Below are 18,772 nucleotides of genomic sequence, written 5' to 3' on the forward strand. Positions count from 1 at the left end.
TTTCTTTACTAATGCTTCATTTTATTATATTGTATAAACGTTAGGTGGTCAGACCAGTTATGGCCGTTTCATAATTATAAGGAATGAATGTATGTGTCTTTGCGTAAAGAGGCCTTATATATTCATAAAGCGCATGAAGGAAAGCGAGAAATGATAGCAGGAGCTTGGATAGCGGAAATGATTCGTTCGCTGAACGGCCGGCCAATGATTTTTGCAATGGCCAATCCGGTTCTGGAAATGATGCCGGAAGAAGCACTTCAAGCAGGAGCTGTTGTCGTTGGAACAGGATGATCAGATGATCCGAATCAAGTCGATCATGTTCTGGCGTTTCCAGGCATCTTCCGAGGTGCTTTAGAGGTTCGGCGCGATAAATGAATGAAAATCGCTGCTGTGGAAGCAGCCGCTTCACTTGTTTCAGAAGATGAATGGCGTACCAGTTGATCCGCGGGTTGCATCGGTTGTTGCAGCTAAGCCAGCGGTGAAGACAGGAGCTGCCCGCATTCGTATGAGTTCTGAAGGAATGGAGAGTAAAACAAGACAAATGCAGCGATGATGTAGGCGAGTGATCATGAAAGGATGACGGAAAAAGTATACGTTGAAATTTTGCAAAGTATTTATCATATTATTGAAGAAGACGGGCTTGTCGCAGGAGATAAAATTCCTTCTGAGCGGGAATTGTCCGAAAGGCTGAAGGTGGGGCGTTCCTCTGTAAGGGAAGCGCTCCGCTCCCTTGAATTTCTTGGGCTTATTGAAACGAGACGCGGAGAAGGAACCTATTTAAAGAAATTTGGTGAGCATCAGTTCATTCAATTGCTAGGCATGTTTATTTTACAAGAAAAAAAAGCCAATGCTGACCTCGTGGAAACAAAGCAGCTGATCGAACAGCTTGGCTTGACGCTAGCATGTGAGCGCAGGACGAAAGAACAGCTGAATGAGCTTAAAGCGATGATTGATCAACATTCCATTGACTATGAAACATTTTTTCAGTGGGTATTTCAAGTAGGAAATAATTATTTGCTTGAACGGATTTGGCGAGTTCTAAGCGATTTTTTCCAGCTTCATCATGATACACGATTGTTTCCGCTTGCTTTTTACCAGCAAATGCACATCGTTTTAGAAAAGCAACAGCTTCCTGATGCTCTCAAATTGTTGACCGAGAATACGGCCACACCATTATACCGATTGCCAAAGGAGGGAACACCCTTTGCTTAAAGAGCTATTTACAAAAAAGAAAAAATATGCTTCTGTTCCTTCAGAGCAAGTAAAACAAGACGTTCCTGAAGGAATTATGACAAAATGTCCAAAATGCAAAAAAATTATGTATACAAAAGAGCTAATGAAAAATTTGCGTGTTTGCATGAGTTGCGGCTACCATCATCCTCTGCCAGCGCGCGAACGCATTGATAGCTTGCTTGATGAAGGAAGCTTTCAGGAATACGATTCAGAAATGATTTCCGAAAATCCGCTCCAGTTCCCTGATTATCTTGAAAAATTGGAGGCAGATCGCCGCAAATCGCAATTAAACGAAGCAGTTGTGACAGGAACGGGAACATTAAATGAACGCCCTCTTGTCATTGCTGTTATGGACTCAGCGTTTCGTATGGGAAGTATGGGATCCGTTGTCGGTGAAAAAATTGCGCGAGCGGTCGAAAAAGCAAGGGAGCTTCAGGTGCCATTTGTCATTTTTACCGCTTCCGGGGGAGCACGTATGCAAGAGGGAGTGCTGAGCCTGATGCAAATGGCGAAAACGAGCGCGGCATTAAAGCGGTTTAGCGATGACGGCGGGCTGATCATTTCGATTATGACCCATCCAACAACGGGAGGAGTATCGGCAAGCTTTGCTTCACTTGGCGATTATAATTTTGCTGAGCCTGGCGCATTAATTGGATTTGCCGGCCGCCGGGTCATTGAGCAAACCGTGCGCGAGGAGCTGCCGGAAGACTTTCAAACAGCGGAATTTTTACTTAAGCATGGACAGCTTGATGCGGTGATCCATCGGCACGAATTAAAGGAGACGTTAGCGAATGTGCTTGATATTCATCAGACAGGAGGCGATGGCGAATGGTGGGCGAATTAGAATTTGAAAAACCGCTGATTGAATTGCGCAAGAAAATTAGCGAATTAAAAGAGTTCACTCAAACAGCCGATGTAGATTTATCGGCGGAAATTGAAAAGCTCGAGGCGAGACTTGAAAAGCTAGAAAATGAAACATACGCAAATTTAACGCCATGGGATCGCGTACAAATTGCTCGTCATCCGAATCGGCCAACGACGCTTGATTATATTGAACGGCTGTTTACCAATTTTTTAGAATGCCATGGAGATCGCTTGTTTGGCGATGACGAAGCGATCGTTGGAGGAATTGCGAAATATCATGGCCTTCCTGTAACTGTAATTGGTCATCAGCGCGGCAAAGATACGAAGGAAAACATTCGCCGCAATTTTGGGATGCCTCATCCGGAAGGATATCGCAAAGCCTTACGTCTGATGAAACAAGCGGAAAAATTTAATCGTCCGATTATTTGTTTTATTGATACAAAAGGTGCCTATCCAGGAAAAGCCGCAGAAGAACGCGGACAGAGTGAAGCAATTGCAAGAAATTTATTTGAAATGGCAGGATTGACGGTGCCGGTGGTTTGCATTGTGATCGGTGAGGGGGGAAGCGGCGGCGCTTTGGCGCTTGGTGTCGGCAACCATATTCATATGTTGGAGAATTCAACGTACTCAGTCATTTCTCCAGAAGGAGCCGCCGCGATTTTATGGAAGGATGCGTCGCTTGCAAAACGGGCTGCTGAAACGATGAAGATTACTGCTGCTGACCTGCAAAAGCTTGGAGTCATCGATGAAATTATTCCTGAAGTTCGCGGTGGCGCTCATCGCAACTTAGATGAGCAAGCCCAATCGATTGATGCGGTGCTGAAGCAATCTTTGCAGGAGCTCCTTCCATTAGACGGCCTGGCTCTTGTCGAACAGCGCTATCGAAAATTTAGACAAATCGGTCAAATTGCTTTTTCAGAAGATTATTTAGAAGTAAAATAAAAATAGAAACGAAGCTGTCTCATCGATTGGGACAGCTTTTTGCCTATCAAAATTGAACGATATCCATCGAGCAGCCTCTCCCTTCGAAACCACGTGTAGGTGAGAGAGGTTCATTCAGGGCAAACTAAGAGTTTTCTATTGTTTTCAGCTACTCTTCATGGTATTTTATACAATGTATGAGGTCGGACATCTTAAGGGGTATGGAAAGATCGATGAACATGAGGTGAGCAAAATGAAGAGAATAGGTGTGTTAACAAGCGGCGGCGATTCACCAGGAATGAATGCGGCGATTCGTGCAGTTGTGCGTAAAGCCATTTATCACGGATTAGAGGTTTTTGGTATTTACCACGGGTACGCAGGACTCATTGAAGGAAAAATTAAGAAACTAGAAATCGGCGATGTAGGGGATATTATTCATCGCGGAGGAACGATGCTTTATACAGCACGCTGCCCGGAATTTAAAACACTTGAGGGACAGCTGAAAGGAATTGAACAGTTGCAAAAGCATGGAATCGAAGGGCTGGTTGTTATTGGAGGAGACGGTTCCTATCAAGGGGCAAAAAAGCTTACCGAACACGGATACCCATGTGTAGGGGTGCCGGGAACAATCGATAATGATATACCTGGAACGGATTTTACCATCGGTTTTGATACAGCATTAAATACCGTGATTGATGCAATCGACAAAATTCGCGATACAGCCACCTCTCATGAACGCACATATGTGATTGAAGTCATGGGACGTCATGCTGGCGATATCGCTCTTTGGGCGGGGCTGGCAGGCGGTGCTGAATCGATTTTAATCCCAGAAGCAGACTATGATATGAATGATATCGTCGCCCGTTTAAAACGAGGACATGAACGCGGGAAAAAACATAGTATTATTATTGTCGCAGAAGGTGTCGGAAGCGGAGTCGAATTCGGCAGCAAAATTCAAGAGGCGACCGGGTTTGAAACGCGTGTAACGGTATTGGGACATGTACAGAGAGGCGGTTCTCCGACCGCATTCGATCGCGTATTAGCAAGCCGTTTAGGAGCGCGCGCAGTCGAGCTGCTGCTTGAAGGACAAGGGGGCCGCTGTGTCGGCATTCAAAATAATCAGCTAGTGGATCACGATATCATCGAAGCATTATCGCACAAGCATACGATTGAGCCAAAAATGTACCAATTGTCAAAAGAACTTTCCATCTAGAAAGCGTGGTATCGTTACCATAAAGATGGATGAAAGGGAGAATGCAAAAATGCGGAAAACGAAAATTGTTTGTACGATAGGTCCCGCAAGCGAAAGTGTTGAAACGCTTATTGAGCTTATTGAAGCAGGAATGAATGTGGCGCGTTTGAATTTTTCGCACGGAGATTATGTAGAGCACGGACAACGAATAAAAAATATTCGTGAAGCAGCTAAGCAGACAAGAAAAACAGTAGCGATTCTTCTTGATACAAAAGGCCCGGAAATCCGTACGCACAATATGAAAAATGGGGCGATTGAATTAAAAGAAAACTCGCAAATTATCATCTCGATGGATGAAGTGCTAGGAACAGAGGAAAAATTCTCTGTCACGTATGAAGGGCTCATGAACGATGTTGATTTGGGCGATAAGATTTTGCTTGATGACGGTTTAATTGCTCTTGAAGTAATCGCTGTTCATAAACAGGAACGAGAAATTGTCGCGAAAGTATTAAACAGCGGCATCCTGAAAAATAAAAAAGGGGTCAATGTTCCAGGAGTTCGCGTCAATTTGCCTGGCATTACCGATAAAGACCGCCAAGATATTTTGTTCGGCATCGAAGAAGGAATTGACTTTATTGCTGCTTCTTTTGTGCGCCGCGCTTCAGATGTGCTTGAGATTCGTGAATTGCTTGAGGCGCAAAATGCGCTGGATATAAAAATCATTGCCAAAATTGAAAATCAAGAGGGCGTCGATAATATTGATGAAATTCTTGAAGTGGCAGACGGATTGATGGTGGCTCGCGGCGATTTAGGAGTTGAGATTCCGGCAGAAGAGGTTCCGCTTGTACAAAAAGAGCTAATCAAGAAATGTAACGCTCTTGGCAAACCAGTCATTACTGCGACACAAATGTTGGACTCCATGCAGCGCAATCCGCGGCCAACGCGAGCGGAAGCAAGCGATGTCGCGAATGCCATTTTAGACGGAACAGACGCGATTATGCTGTCAGGAGAAACAGCGGCAGGGCATTATCCGGTCGAAGCTGTAAAAACGATGCATCGCATTGCCTTGCGCACAGAGCAAGCGTTGCAGTATCGTGATTTGTTAGTACAGCGAACAAAAGAGAGCGGTACGACGATTACGGATGCGATCGGCCAATCGGTTGCTCATACGGCTCTAAATCTGGATGTGGCAGCTATTGTCACGCCGACTGTTAGCGGGCAAACCGCACGGATGATTTCGAAGTATCGACCAAAAGCGCCGATTATGGCTGTTACATCAAGCGAAGCTGTGTCAAGAAAACTTGCGCTTGCTTGGGGAGTATATACACAAGTAGCACCGCACGTTAATTCGACCGATGAAATGCTTGATATTGCTGTGGAAGCTGCCGTAAAATCCGGCATCGCTAAACACGGTGATCTAGTGGTGATTACTGCGGGCGTGCCGATTGGAGAAACGGGTTCAACCAACTTAATGAAAGTGCATGTCATTGGTGACATCATTGCGAAAGGACAAGGCATCGGCCGCAAATCAGCTTTTGGAAAAGCGGTAATTGCTAAAACGGCAGAGGAAGCAAAGGAGAAAATGGTCGAGGGCGGCATCCTAGTCACATATAACACGGATGCTGATATGATTGAAGAGCTTGGAAAAGCGGCCGCCATTATTACTGAAGAAGGCGGTTTAACAAGCCATGCTGCTGTTGTTGGACTAAGTCTTGGCATTCCGGTCATTGTTGGAGTAGCAAATGCTACATCTATCTTAAAAGATGGTCAAGAAATCACAGTGGATCCGGGTTTCGGCGCCATCTATCAAGGACATGCAAGCGTGTTATAAGCTATAATAAAACAGAGAAGTCCAAATCTTCTCTGTTTTTATTTTTTCCAAGGAAGGATGGAGCCAAATGAAAATCTTGGTGGTGCTGTTTATTCTTATTCCAGCTCTTGAGATCTCTTTATTTGTCCTGTTCAGTCACCTAGTTGGAGTCTGGCTGACGATTGCTTGTATCGCGATGACCGGCATCGGTGGAGTGTGGTTAGCGAAGCGTCAAGGGTTGACTTTGCTTCAGGAAGCAAGATGGGAACTAATGCATGGGCGTCTTCCAAACGGGGCATTGTTGGATGGAATATGCGTATTAGCAGGCGGCTTTTTATTATTAGTACCAGGCTTTCTGACTGATGTCATTGGCTCCCTTCTGCTTTTTCCAGCTACAAGAAGGATGGCCAAACCCATCATCGCCCGCTGGCTAAAAACGTTGATTGAAACCAAAACATTTTTTTATGTAAGAAGATAAGAGAGCCCTTCTATGTACGAAAAGAAGGGCTCTTCAAACTGTTGATAAGTGCTTCTAATTGAGAGGAACGGATGCTTAAAATAGAGATAGACAAAGGCAACAAGGACTTTGTCTACCAGTGATCTTATGTGCTAGGTTTTCCTTTAATAAACTGCCAAATGTCACGGAATACATTGGCACTATGCAAAGCACGAATAATGACAAGGAGCACCGGGCCCGCAATAAGGCCCAGAAACCCGAGCAATTTAAAGCCAACAAATAAAGCAATTAATGTGGCAAGCGGATCAAGACCAATCGAGGATGATAAAACTTTAGGTTCCATAATTTGTCGTTGAACAAGTACAACGATATACAAAACGCCCAACCCGATGGCGAAGGGAACGTCTCCACTGACAGCGGAGTATATAATCCATGGAACAAAGACAATTCCTGTTCCTAGATAAGGCAAAATATCAACGATACCGATAATAAGCGAAATGGTAATCGCGTAATCGACCCGTAAAATCAGGAGGCCAATTAGAACAATGACGGTTGTAATCGAAATGAGCGTCGCTTGTGCTTTAATAAAACCAAACAGCGCCTTTTTTAAATTCATAAATACGGTACGTCCGCTCGTTTGCGCTTTAGCCGGCAATAAACGCTGAGCAGCGCCGCTCCAGCGATACCAATCTTTACTAATAAAAAATGTAGCCAGCAATGAAAAGATAATGACAGTTGCTGCATTTGGCAGCCAGCCGATCAGCTGTGGAATGTTTTGTAGCACATTTTGCACAAATGCGCCGACGGTTGTTGCCACTTTTGTGCCTACCGCTTGAATGTTGTTCATAATGGTATCTTGTTGGCTTGCATCTAGGCTTTTGAATAAAGTGGCCCAATCTTTATATATTGGGATAATTTGGCTAGCAAAAAAGTCCTCAATATAGAAAACTAACGTTTGGAAATGGGTCGGCACTACCGCTGCTAAATATTGAGTGCCCGATACAATCTCGGCGATCAGCAACGTAACCAATCCTGCCAAGACAGCAAACAATAGAACTAATATGAAAATAACCGCTAAAGATCTCGGCATTTTTGCTTTTTTTTCTAAGTAGTTGACTAATGGGTTAATCATAAATGCAATAAAAAAAGCAATAATAAAGGGATATGTAACGGTTGCCGCATAATAAATAGCAGTGATGCCCAGTACAGCAGCCGCAACGACAAAAAGAAAGCGAAGAATGCTATATAAGTGGTTATGGGACAAAATTCCACCTCCGAAATTCTTCTATAAATATTATATAGATATCACTTCATATTCGTATGGACATGAAGCTCATGTTGTTTTTACACAGCCGAGTCACTGAACATCAAATCGCTTCACAGGCTCGTAGATGGAGCTGATAGCGGCGTTGCGTTGTTGCTATTCGTTCGCGTGGCGTAAAGGTAAGTCATGAGACTCTTCTGTATAGTACTATATTACAATTTATATACGCTAATGAAAAGCGAGAGGTTTCAATTTATTCATAGAAAGGAAGAGGATCTTGTTGAATCAATCTGTATTATTTTTACTCATTTTATTATTTATTGGCATGATAGCCAAAAATCATTCACTCATTATTGCGGTCGGTGTACTGCTGGGGATTAAGCTGATCGGATTGGAAGGAAAGTGGCTGCCGGTTATTCAGGCAAAAGGAATTAATTGGGGAGTGACAGTGATTACAATTGCCGTGCTTGCGCCAATTGCGACAGGGGAAATTGGATTTAAGCAGCTTGGTGCTTCGCTTCAGTCGCTATCTGCTTGGATCGCGCTTTTGTCTGGCGTATTTGTTGCTTTAATAGCTAAAGGAGGAGTGACGCTGTTGTCCACGGATCCGCATATGACCGCCGCTCTTGTGCTTGGCACGATTATTGCCGTCTCTCTTTTCCACGGCGTAGCTGTCGGTCCGCTGATTGGCGCAGGCATTGCGTATATGGTTATGAAGGTGATAGAATATTTATGAAAATCATTTTTTTATGATAATATTATAGAGAATAAGTCGTTTTGATTCACAAAAGTCAGATAATTGTTTATAATATAGACAACAGCCCTTTTCTTTTATATTTATTTTCATCATTTATACATGTTTGTAGATATTCATACTGTCACGTAGCAGATGAATAAGGGCAGTATGAATACAATATAAAATGTAAGCATTTTCTTTATGGACTTTTATTCAATGATTTTGAGCAAGCGCTCGCTCTCGGATGATGTACTGCAATGGGAGAAGGGGAATTTTTAGAGAAAAGGAGAGATGTATATGACAGTAACACGAGGTCTAGAAGGGGTTGTCGCAACGACGTCCAGCATCAGCTCAATTATTGATGACACATTAACATATGTGGGCTACGATATTGACGATTTGGCAGAAAATGCGACGTTTGAGGAGGTTGTTTATCTGCTTTGGCATCGTGAGCTTCCGACAAGGCAGCAACTAGAAGAATTACGGAAGCAACTGGCAGAAAATGCAACCATTCCATCTGAAATTATTGAGCATTTCAAATTGTATCCAATTGAGAAAGTACATCCAATGGCAGCGCTGCGTACAGCCATTTCTTTGTTAGGTTTATATGATGAAGAAGCTGACATCATGGATGCGGAAGCAAATTATCGCAAAGCGATTCGTTTGCAAGCAAAAATTCCGACAATTGTGACAGCTTTTTCTCGTATTCGTAAAGGGTTAGATCCTGTGGCCCCACGCCCTGATTTAGGCTTTGCTGCGAATTTTTTGTATATGTTGACAGGCAGCGAACCAAATGAAACCGCTGTCGAAGCATTTGATAAAGCGCTTGTATTGCATGCGGATCATGAATTAAATGCATCGACATTTACAGCGCGAGTCTGTGTAGCGACGCTGTCTGACATCTATTCTGGAATTACAGCTGCGATCGGCGCGTTAAAAGGGCCGCTTCATGGCGGTGCAAATGAAGCCGTTATGAAAATGCTTACAGAAATCGGCACCGTTGAGAATGTGGAACCATATGTTCAGAAAAAATTAGCAAACAAAGAAAAAATCATGGGCTTTGGCCATCGCGTTTACCGCAAAGGTGATCCGCGTGCTAAACATCTGAAGAAAATGTCAGAGAAGCTTACAAAGCTTGTTGGACAGCCGCATTGGTATGAAATGTCGGTAAAAATTGAGGAAATCATGAATTCAACAAAACCGTTGCCGCCGAACGTTGACTTTTATTCTGCATCGGTTTACCATTGTTTAGGAATTGATCATGATTTATTCACGCCGATTTTTGCTGTAAGCCGGATGTCAGGTTGGCTCGCACATATTTTAGAGCAGTATGAGAACAACCGTCTCATTCGTCCGCGTGCTGAGTATACTGGACCGGCGAAACAAGTTTATGTTCCGATTGAACAAAGAGGCTAACTTTAGGGAAACAGGGCGTGAAGATGGCTATACATGTTCTCGCCCTTCACATTAATACATTGGAGGTTGTTACAAGTGGTTCAAGGTGAAAAAATTACAGTCACAAACGGTGTGTTAAACGTACCAAACAATCCGATTATCCCTTTCATTGAAGGTGATGGGACAGGCCCTGATATTTGGGCGGCAGCCTCCCGCGTGCTAGAAGCTGCGGTTGAAAAAGCCTATAAAGGAGAAAAGAAAATTGCTTGGAAAGAAGTTCTTGCTGGCGAAAAAGCATATAAGCTAACGGGAGAATGGCTGCCTCAAGAAACGCTTGATGTGATTCGCGAATACATAATTGCCATTAAAGGCCCATTAACGACCCCTGTCGGCGGAGGGATTCGTTCATTGAATGTCGCGCTTCGTCAAGAGCTTGATTTGTTTGTTTGCTTGCGCCCAGTCCGTTACTTCAATGGCGTGCCTTCTCCAGTGAAACGTCCTGAAGATACGGATATGGTTATTTTCCGTGAAAATACAGAAGATATTTATGCCGGAATTGAGTATGCCAAAGGCACTGAAGAAGTGAAAAAAGTGATTCACTTTTTGCAAAATGAAATGGGCGTTCGTAAAATTCGCTTCCCGGAAACATCTGGTATCGGTATTAAGCCGATTTCCGAGGAGGGAACTAAACGTCTCGTTCGAGCAGCCATCAACTATGCTATCGAGCACGGCCGCAAGTCTGTTACGCTCGTACATAAAGGAAACATTATGAAATTTACGGAAGGCGCATTTAAAAACTGGGGCTATGAGCTTGCAGAGCAAGAATTTGGAGATAAAGTCTTTACATGGGCGGAATATGATCGCATCGTTGAAGCGGAAGGAAAAGAGGCTGCAAATAAAGCTCAGGCTGAAGCGGAAGCAGCAGGAAAAATTATCGTTAAAGATGCGATTGCTGATATTTTCTTGCAACAAATTTTAACGCGTCCACGTGAGTTTGATGTTGTCGCAACCATGAATTTGAACGGTGACTATATTTCAGATGCCTTGGCAGCTCAAGTAGGAGGTATTGGCATTGCTCCAGGTGCAAATATTAACTATGAAACAGGGCATGCCATCTTTGAAGCGACTCATGGCACGGCTCCAAAATATGCAGGATTAGACAAAGTAAATCCATCCTCTGTTATTTTGTCAGGCGTCATGATGTTTGAGCACCTTGGCTGGAATGAAGCGGCTAAGCTGATTATTGAATCCATGGAGAAAACAATTGCTTCGAAAGTCGTCACCTACGATTTCGCCCGTCTGATGGAAGGAGCAACAGAAGTGAAGTGCTCTGAGTTTGCTGATGCATTGATCCGTAATATGGGAGAATAATAGAGGGGAGACGGTAACAAATGGCGGTTAAACGTAAAAAAATATCTGTGATTGGTGCAGGGTTTACGGGGGCGACAACGGCATTTATTTTAGCGCAAAAAGAACTTGGGGATGTTGTCCTTGTGGATATTCCACAATTGGAAAATCCGACTAAAGGAAAAGCGCTTGATATGCTTGAATCCAGCCCTGTACTAGGCTTTGACGCCAACATTATCGGTACATCTGATTACGCCGATACAGCGGATTCCGATATCGTGGTCATCACAGCAGGTATTGCCCGTAAACCGGGAATGAGCCGGGACGATCTTGTTACAACCAATCAAAAAATCATGAAGGCTGTAACCCAGGAAATCGTTAAATATTCTCCGAATTGTTATATTATTGTGCTGACAAATCCTGTTGATGCGATGACATATACCGTGTACAAAGAGTCTGGCTTTCCGAAAAACCGTGTGATTGGCCAATCAGGTGTGCTTGATACAGCACGTTTCCGCACATTTGTTGCACAGGAATTAAACCTTTCTGTGAAAGATATTACTGGTTTTGTGTTAGGCGGCCATGGGGATGATATGGTTCCGCTTGTGCGTTATTCGTATGCTGGCGGTATTCCGCTTGAAACGCTCATTCCGAAAGAACGGTTAGATGCGATTGTGGAGCGCACGCGCAAAGGCGGCGGTGAAATCGTCAATCTGCTCGGAAACGGCAGTGCGTATTACGCTCCCGCTGCTTCTCTCGCTGAAATGGTTGAAGCGATTCTCAAAGACCAACGCCGTGTGCTTCCGGCTATTGCTTATCTTGAAGGAGAATACGGCTATGCAGGCATTTATTTGGGAGTACCAACTATTTTAGGCGGAAATGGAATCGAGAAAGTGATTGAGTTAGAGCTGACGGATGAAGAGAAACAGGCTCTTGCCAAGTCGGTTGAATCTGTAAAAAATGTGATGAAGGTATTGGAATAATGAAGCGTGCAAGCATTCGGGATTTTTTCTCGAATGTTTGCTTCTACGACAACTTGGAAGCGCTTTCTGAACAAAGGGGTGTAAATCATGCTTAAAAAACGAAAACTAGGGAGAAATATATCAGAAATCACGGTTGGAGAAAAGTTAGTGATTAATTCAAAAATCGAGGATAAAGATTTGTTGCTTTATCTTGGATTAACAGACGATTCGAATCCTTTATATATTCAGCATGACTATGCTTCACAAACACCGCTGAAGAAACCGATTGTCCCAACGGTTATGCTGACGGGAATGATCACATCTGCTATCTCCAAATATTTGCCTGGTCCTGGAAGTCATATCAAGAAGCATTATCTTGATTTTTTGAAACCTGTTTATCATTACGAGAATTTACAATTTTTATTTGAAGTGCAAGATGTCAATGCAGAAGATCATTCGATTATCATTGCTGTTGAGGCGCTTCGCGATGAAACAGAAAAGGTGTTGGAGGGCACGGTGACGGTTTGTCCTCCGTATGCGATCTCCGTGTTAGACAGCCGTTTCTTGGAAAACTTTTGATTCCTTCCTGTTTTAGAAAAGAAGCGGTTTTTTGAAAAGAGAATGATATGCTTGTCGTTTGAGCGATTCGTTTCTTGAAATAGAGGAGCGAATCTTTTTTTGTGGTGAAAGGGTGCTTTAGCTTTTATAAAACTGGATTCATAAAAGGCGGTGTCGATAAATTCAATAGGCGTTATAAGCAGGATGGCTCATAAAAAGGATTTATAGTATGGTATAATAATGAAGAGATCTTTTTTATGGAGGAAAATATGGGCAAAAAAGTGTTGGTTGTTGATGATGAGCCATCCATTGTAACGCTTTTGCAGTATAATTTAGAACAAGCAGGATTTGAAGTGATTACTGCAAATGATGGAGAAGAAGGAATGAAAAAAGCAGTTCGCGAGCAACCCGATTTAATGATTCTTGATTTAATGCTTCCGAAAATGGATGGAATCGAGGTTTGCAAGCAGCTGCGCCAACAAAAAATCATGCTTCCCATTTTAATGCTGACGGCAAAGGACGATGAATTCGATAAAGTGTTAGGCTTGGAGCTTGGAGCCGATGATTACATGACAAAGCCTTTTAGTCCGCGCGAGGTATTGGCGCGCATCAAGGCGATTTTACGACGAATTCCATCGCAGCAAGGGCATGAAGAAGCGGAAGATCCTCATAAAATTCGTATTGCTGATTTAGAAATTCTTCCTGAACATTATGAAGCCTATTTTCAAGGGGAGCGTCTTGAGTTAACACCGAAAGAGTTTGAATTACTTGTTTATTTGGCCAAGCATAAAGGGAGGGTACTGACGCGCGATCAGCTGCTTAGCGCTGTATGGAACTATGATTTTGCTGGCGATACCCGCATCGTTGATGTACACATCAGCCATTTGCGTGAAAAAATTGAGCAAAATACAAAAAAACCGGTATATATTAAAACCATTCGCGGTTTAGGATATAAACTTGAGGAGCCGAAAATGGATGTCTAGTCCTCGTTCACGGCTTTTATTTGCTCTTGTTTCTTTGATTGTAACCGTTCTGATTTGTCTTGGTCTTTTGCTTGGTCAACTATTTAAAGATTTTTATTTAGAGACCATGAACAAGCGAATTGAAAAAGAAGCAGAAATGATCGCTCTTTTGCTTGAACGGCAAAATATCGATGTGGTTCGATCGCAAATGGCAGATATGAGCGAAACGTTAGCCTCTCGTATTACCGTGCTCGATAACCAAGAGCGGACGCTGCTAGATACCGGGCGCCTTGCTAATATTAGCGATCGCGCTCATGAACAAATTGTGCGCGATATTTTGCACAGCAAGAAAAGAAATCATCCTTCTATTATTGAAGAAAAACAAGATGTTTACTATTACATCGTGCCGTTTTCAAAAAACGGAAAAAATGGTGGCTATGTTATTTTAAGCTCTCCTGTCAACTCTCTAAAAAAAATTAACCAACAAATTTGGGGAGTATTAATTAGCAGTTTAGGAACCGCGTTAATTGTGATTATTTTTCTAGGTCTTAAAATCGCTGATCATTATATGAAGCCGATTGAGGCAGCGACAACGGTGGCGTTTGAGTTGGCGCGCGGCAACTATAAGGCAAGAGTTTATGAAACGCGTAGTGATGAAACGGGGATGCTCAGCCAGTCCATTAATATTTTGGCGCGCAATTTGCAAGAAATGAATAAAATTCAAGAAATGCAAACGGACCGTTTGCATACGTTGATTGAAAATGTCGGCAGCGGCCTGATTCTGATTGACAGCCGCGGCTACATTAATCTTGTCAATCGATCCTATAAAGAAATTTTCCACATTCGTCCTGTTGATTATTTACATCGTCTGTATACGGAAGCTTTCTCTCATCAAGAAATCATTGAGCTCGTCAACGAAATTTTTATGAAGGAAACCAAAGTGCGCAAACAGCTTGTTTTGACAATCGATATTGAGCGAAAGCATTTTGAGGTATACGGGGCGCCCATTATTGGAACAAATGACGAATGGAAAGGAATTGTCCTTGTTTTTCATGATATTACCGAGCTCAAAAAGCTGGAGCAAATGAGAAAAGATTTTGTCGCCAATGTGTCGCATGAGCTGAAAACGCCTATTACATCCATTAAAGGATTTGCGGAAACGCTGTTGGATGGGGCGATGAAAGATGAACGGGCGTTGGAGCATTTTTTATCCATCATTCTGAATGAAAGTGAACGGCTACAAAGCCTTGTTCAGGAATTGTTAGATTTATCCAAAATTGAACAACAAGGATTTCAGCTTCAGCTCGAGAAGGTGAATATGACACAACTTTTGGAAGAGTTAATGGTCATGTTTCGCGGCAAGGCACAGGAGAAGAAAATTGATTTGCGCTTACATGCTGCTAAACAAATTTATTTGACTGGCGACGGCGATCGTCTGAAGCAAATCTTTATTAATTTGATTACAAATGCTCTTACTTACACGCAAAAGTCTGGACGAGTAGAAGCGAGCATTGAGGAACAGAATGATGAAGTGCTTGTCCATATTTCAGATACAGGCATTGGGATTGAAGAGCAGGAAATTCCCCGCATTTTTGAGCGATTTTATCGTGTCGATAAAGCAAGAAGCCGCAACTCAGGAGGAACGGGGTTAGGATTGGCGATCGTTAAGCATTTAGTGGAAGCGCATCACGGATATATGACAGTAAAAAGTAAAGTCGGCCATGGTACAACATTCACAGTGCATTTTCCAAAGAACCATATAGGTTGAATGTGGATTTGACCAGGAAATAAGACAGTATGTCGCCTATACAATCTGGACCGAAGAGGATCAGTCGAACGATATAAAATTTATACCAGCCTTTTGGTCAGGACAGGCAAGTCAGCGGCTTGCTTCCGATCGTCAGAAAAATGGAAATGCTGCTTTTGAATGGACGGACTATATGTTCAATGTTCAAGTGATATTCTATATGGGAGAACGGACAGGCGCATGGTTGTTTGGGAATGATGCATGCCATTTTACAAAAAGTTAATCGCTTCTTTACTGTGTGTTCATAAATATTTGCTACACTCATATTGAAAACCCCTTCATCCAAGGAGCCAACCCTTGAGAGGCGAGAACGAAAAAATGTTCTCGTCTTTTTTTCATTCTGCCGTTAATCATGATAAAATAAAAGAGAAGGAATGAATCAAACGCTCGTCTTTTTTAGGAGATTCAGCAGGAATTGGCTATATAGATGTAACCAAACAGATGAATATGGACATCGTGTTGTTTTTTGGCGGTCGAACACGCCGCCTCGCAGACTTATAAGCGGATCTGAAAGCCATGGCTCACAAATGTGTGAAGAGAGCAAGCGGCAGGATTTTTCCGAGCGTCGCTGTGCTAGCGAACAAAATGTTTAATCTGGACGATCGTGGTGAGGAGGGACTCATTTTGCGAAAAAAACTTGTACTCATTGACGGCAATAGCATCGCGTATCGTGCGTTTTTCGCATTGCCGCTTTTACATAATGAAAAAGGCATCCATACGAATGCTGTTTATGGGTTTACGATGATGCTGATGAAAATTTTGGAGGAAGAAAAGCCGACACACATGCTTGTCGCTTTTGATGCTGGAAAAACCACTTTTCGCCATGAAACTTTTCAAGATTATAAAGGTGGAAGGCAAAAAACTCCACCGGAGCTATCCGAGCAATTCCCGCTTTTGCGTGAGTTGCTAGATGCCTATCAAATTCGCTCGTACGAGCTTGATAACTACGAGGCAGACGACATTATCGGCACGCTTTGCACAAAAGCAGAGCAAGAAGGATTTGAAATTAAGGTGATTTCAGGCGATCGCGATTTAACACAACTTGCTTCTGAGCATGTAACCGTTGCGATTACTCGCAAAGGAATTACGGATGTGGAACCGTATACGCCAGAAATGATTCAAGAGAAATATGGGCTTACTCCACCGCAAATTGTTGATTTAAAAGGTCTTATGGGAGATGCATCGGACAATATTCCAGGAGTGCCGGGTGTTGGTGAAAAAACAGCGTTAAAATTGCTGAAGGAATTTGGCACTGTTGAGCGGCTTTTAGAATCCATTGAACAGGTCAGCGGGAACAAGCTGAAAGAAAATCTCAAAGAAAATCGCGAACTGGCGCTTCTTAGCAAGCAGTTAGCCGCCATCTTGCGCGATGCTCCGCTTGAAATCACATTAGAAGATACGAAATATACAGGCTACAATCTTGATAAGGTGATCGCTTTATTTAAAGAGCTTGGATTTAATTCCTTGCTAGGGAAGCTGGAACAGAATGAAGACCCGGATGTTCAGACAGAGTTAGCGAACATTGATTATGAAACGGTTGAGGAAGTGGACGAGACCATGCTGGCGGACGAAGCGGCACTGATTGTGGAGGTGCTTGAAGCAAACTATCACAAAGCGCCGATTCTTGGTTTTGCATTGGCCAGTGAAAAGAAATCCCTGTTTATTCCGACCGATGTCGCCTTATCATCGCCCATTTTTAAGGCTTGGCTTGAGGATGAGAAAAAGAAGAAAAGCGTATTTGATGCTAAAAGAGCGCTTGTCGCTTTAAAATGGCAAGGCATTGAAATGAGAGGGATCGATTTTGATTTGCTCATTGCTTCGTACCTTTTAAATCCTTCACATTCAACCGACGATGTCGCTTCTGTAGCTAAAACTAAGCAATATACAGAAGTACAGCCGGATGAAGCGGTATATGGAAAAGGTGCGAAACAGGCAATCCCTGATAAAAAAAGCTTAGCTGACCATCTCGTTCGCAAAGCCGTAGCGATTCGAGCCTTAAAACGAGAATTCGTTGCTGATCTCAAAGCAAACGAGCAATATTTGTTATTTACTGAACTCGAATTGCCGTTGACGCTCATTTTAGCAGAAATGGAATTCACCGGGGTCAAAGTGGATGTCCAAAGGCTGCGTAATATGGGAGAAGAGCTTAACGAGCAGTTGAAGATGATCGAGCAAGACATTTACCAATCTGCGGGGCAAGAATTTAATATTAATTCGCCAAAACAACTGGGAGTAGTGTTATTTGAAAAATTGCAGCTGCCGGTTATCAAAAAAACAAAAACAGGCTATTCCACTTCTGCCGATGTATTAGAAAAGCTGGCTCCTTACCATGAAATTGTGGAGAAAATTCTTCATTACCGCCAGCTTGGAAAGCTGTATTCTACTTATGTAGAGGGATTACTAAAAGTAGTGCATCAGGATACAAATAAGGTGCATACCATCTTTAACCAAGCGCTGACCCAAACCGGACGTCTCAGCTCGACAGAACCGAACTTGCAAAATATTCCGATCCGTCTGGAAGAAGGACGAAAAATTCGTCAGGCGTTTATTCCATCAGAACCGGATTGGGTGATTTTTGCGGCTGATTATTCACAAATTGAGCTGCGCGTTCTTGCACATATCGCCAATGATCAAAATTTAATTGAAGCGTTTCGCAATGATCTCGATATTCATACAAAAACAGCCATGGATATTTTTCATGTAAGTGAAGAAAAAGTGACATCACAAATGCGCCGCCAAGCAAAGGCTGTTAATTTTGGCATTGTATACGGTATTAGCGATTACGGTTTATCGCAAAACTTGAATATTTCAAGAAAGGAAGCAGCGCAATTTATTGAACGGTATTTTGCAAGCTTTCCTGGAGTTAAGCAATACATGGAGGATATTGTTCGCTATGCCAAACAAACAGGTTATGTGACTACGCTGTTGCATCGCCGTCGCTATTTGCCGGATATTACGAGCCGGAATTTTAATCTGCGCAGTTTTGCCGAACGAACAGCGATGAATACGCCGATTCAAGGAAGTGCGGCCGATATTATAAAAAAAGCGATGATTGATTTAGCTGAGCGGTTGAAGCAGGAGGAGCTGCAAGCGCGAATTTTGCTGCAGGTGCACGATGAGCTAATTTTAGAAGCGCCGAAATCAGAGATTGAGCGGCTGAAGCAGCTTGTTCCGGAAGTGATGGAACGGGCCATTGAACTGCGTGTGCCGCTGAAAGTCGATTACCATTTTGGACCGACTTGGTATGATGCGAAATAGAGAGAG

At 43.0% G+C, this 18,772-nt stretch carries 15 protein-coding genes and 1 pseudogene; 15 read left to right on the top strand and 1 reads right to left on the bottom strand.

From position 1 onward, the window contains the following. Positions 1-153: 153 nt before the first annotated feature. The 7 genes and pseudogenes from B6A27_RS19090 to B6A27_RS10440 all read left to right on the top strand — a co-directional run. Positions 154-553, top strand: a pseudogene (locus B6A27_RS19090) (NAD-dependent malic enzyme); the annotation flags it as partial. A gap of 23 nt (positions 554-576) precedes the next feature. After that, positions 577-1,212 (top strand): FadR/GntR family transcriptional regulator, encoded by a 636-nt coding sequence (locus tag B6A27_RS10415; RefSeq protein ID WP_066146418.1) that lies wholly within the window; start codon positions 577-579, stop codon positions 1,210-1,212. Then, a complete protein-coding gene (gene accD / locus B6A27_RS10420; RefSeq protein WP_044745946.1) occupies positions 1,205-2,077 on the top strand; it encodes an acetyl-CoA carboxylase, carboxyltransferase subunit beta in 873 nt (290 codons plus the stop codon). The genes B6A27_RS10415 and accD overlap by 8 nt, the downstream gene beginning before the upstream one ends. Further along, a complete protein-coding gene (accA, locus tag B6A27_RS10425) occupies positions 2,062-3,039 on the top strand; it encodes an acetyl-CoA carboxylase carboxyl transferase subunit alpha (RefSeq protein ID WP_044745947.1) in 978 nt (325 codons plus the stop codon). Before accD ends, accA begins: the two co-directional genes overlap by 16 nt. Positions 3,040-3,271: 232 nt before the next feature. After that, positions 3,272-4,231, top strand: coding sequence for a 6-phosphofructokinase (gene pfkA / locus B6A27_RS10430; RefSeq protein ID WP_044745982.1), 960 nt, complete (start codon positions 3,272-3,274; stop codon positions 4,229-4,231). A 49-nt stretch (positions 4,232-4,280) separates the two neighbouring features. Continuing rightward, positions 4,281-6,041 carry a pyruvate kinase gene (pyk, locus tag B6A27_RS10435; protein ID WP_044745948.1) on the top strand — a complete coding sequence of 587 codons (1,761 nt, stop codon included), beginning with the start codon at positions 4,281-4,283 and terminating at the stop codon, positions 6,039-6,041. A 67-nt stretch (positions 6,042-6,108) separates the two neighbouring features. Then, positions 6,109-6,498: an FxsA family protein gene (locus tag B6A27_RS10440; protein WP_044745949.1), complete on the top strand. Its 390-nt coding sequence runs from the start codon at positions 6,109-6,111 to the stop codon at positions 6,496-6,498. Positions 6,499-6,622: 124 nt separating this feature from the next. Here B6A27_RS10440 and ytvI read toward each other — a convergent pair whose 3' ends face one another. Then, positions 6,623-7,741: a sporulation integral membrane protein YtvI gene (ytvI, locus tag B6A27_RS10445; protein WP_080862071.1), complete on the bottom strand. Its 1,119-nt coding sequence runs from the start codon at positions 7,739-7,741 to the stop codon at positions 6,623-6,625. A gap of 280 nt (positions 7,742-8,021) precedes the next feature. Between ytvI and B6A27_RS10450 the strand changes: the two genes are divergently transcribed. From B6A27_RS10450 to polA, 8 genes are all read left to right on the top strand, one after another. Beyond that, entirely contained in the window at positions 8,022-8,477 is a 456-nt protein-coding gene (locus tag B6A27_RS10450) for a DUF441 domain-containing protein (protein ID WP_044745983.1), read from the top strand. 297 nt (positions 8,478-8,774) lie between these two features. After that, a complete protein-coding gene (citZ, locus tag B6A27_RS10455) occupies positions 8,775-9,893 on the top strand; it encodes a citrate synthase (RefSeq protein ID WP_066146408.1) in 1,119 nt (372 codons plus the stop codon). Positions 9,894-9,968: 75 nt separating this feature from the next. After that, positions 9,969-11,243, top strand: coding sequence for an NADP-dependent isocitrate dehydrogenase (gene icd, locus B6A27_RS10460; protein ID WP_044745952.1), 1,275 nt, complete (start codon positions 9,969-9,971; stop codon positions 11,241-11,243). 20 nt (positions 11,244-11,263) lie between these two features. Next, positions 11,264-12,202 (top strand): malate dehydrogenase, encoded by a 939-nt coding sequence (mdh, locus tag B6A27_RS10465; RefSeq protein WP_044745953.1) that lies wholly within the window; start codon positions 11,264-11,266, stop codon positions 12,200-12,202. Positions 12,203-12,289: 87 nt separating this feature from the next. Next, complete coding sequence (locus B6A27_RS10470) at positions 12,290-12,760, top strand: MaoC/PaaZ C-terminal domain-containing protein (protein WP_080862072.1); 471 nt, start codon at positions 12,290-12,292, stop codon at positions 12,758-12,760. A gap of 248 nt (positions 12,761-13,008) precedes the next feature. Continuing rightward, complete coding sequence (locus B6A27_RS10475; protein ID WP_044745984.1) at positions 13,009-13,722, top strand: response regulator transcription factor; 714 nt, start codon at positions 13,009-13,011, stop codon at positions 13,720-13,722. Then, positions 13,715-15,469 carry a two-component system histidine kinase PnpS gene (gene pnpS / locus B6A27_RS10480; RefSeq protein ID WP_080862073.1) on the top strand — a complete coding sequence of 585 codons (1,755 nt, stop codon included), beginning with the start codon at positions 13,715-13,717 and terminating at the stop codon, positions 15,467-15,469. Before B6A27_RS10475 ends, pnpS begins: the two co-directional genes overlap by 8 nt. Before the next feature lie 663 nt (positions 15,470-16,132). Further along, the gene (polA, locus tag B6A27_RS10485) at positions 16,133-18,766 is read left to right on the top strand and encodes a DNA polymerase I (protein WP_139788110.1); all 2,634 of its coding nucleotides are present in this window, start codon (positions 16,133-16,135) and stop codon (positions 18,764-18,766) included. Positions 18,767-18,772: the final 6 nt, after the last annotated feature.

It is taken from the genome of Anoxybacillus sp. UARK-01, from assembly GCF_002075365.1.
GTDB lineage: Bacteria > Bacillota > Bacilli > Bacillales > Anoxybacillaceae > Anoxybacteroides > Anoxybacteroides rupiense.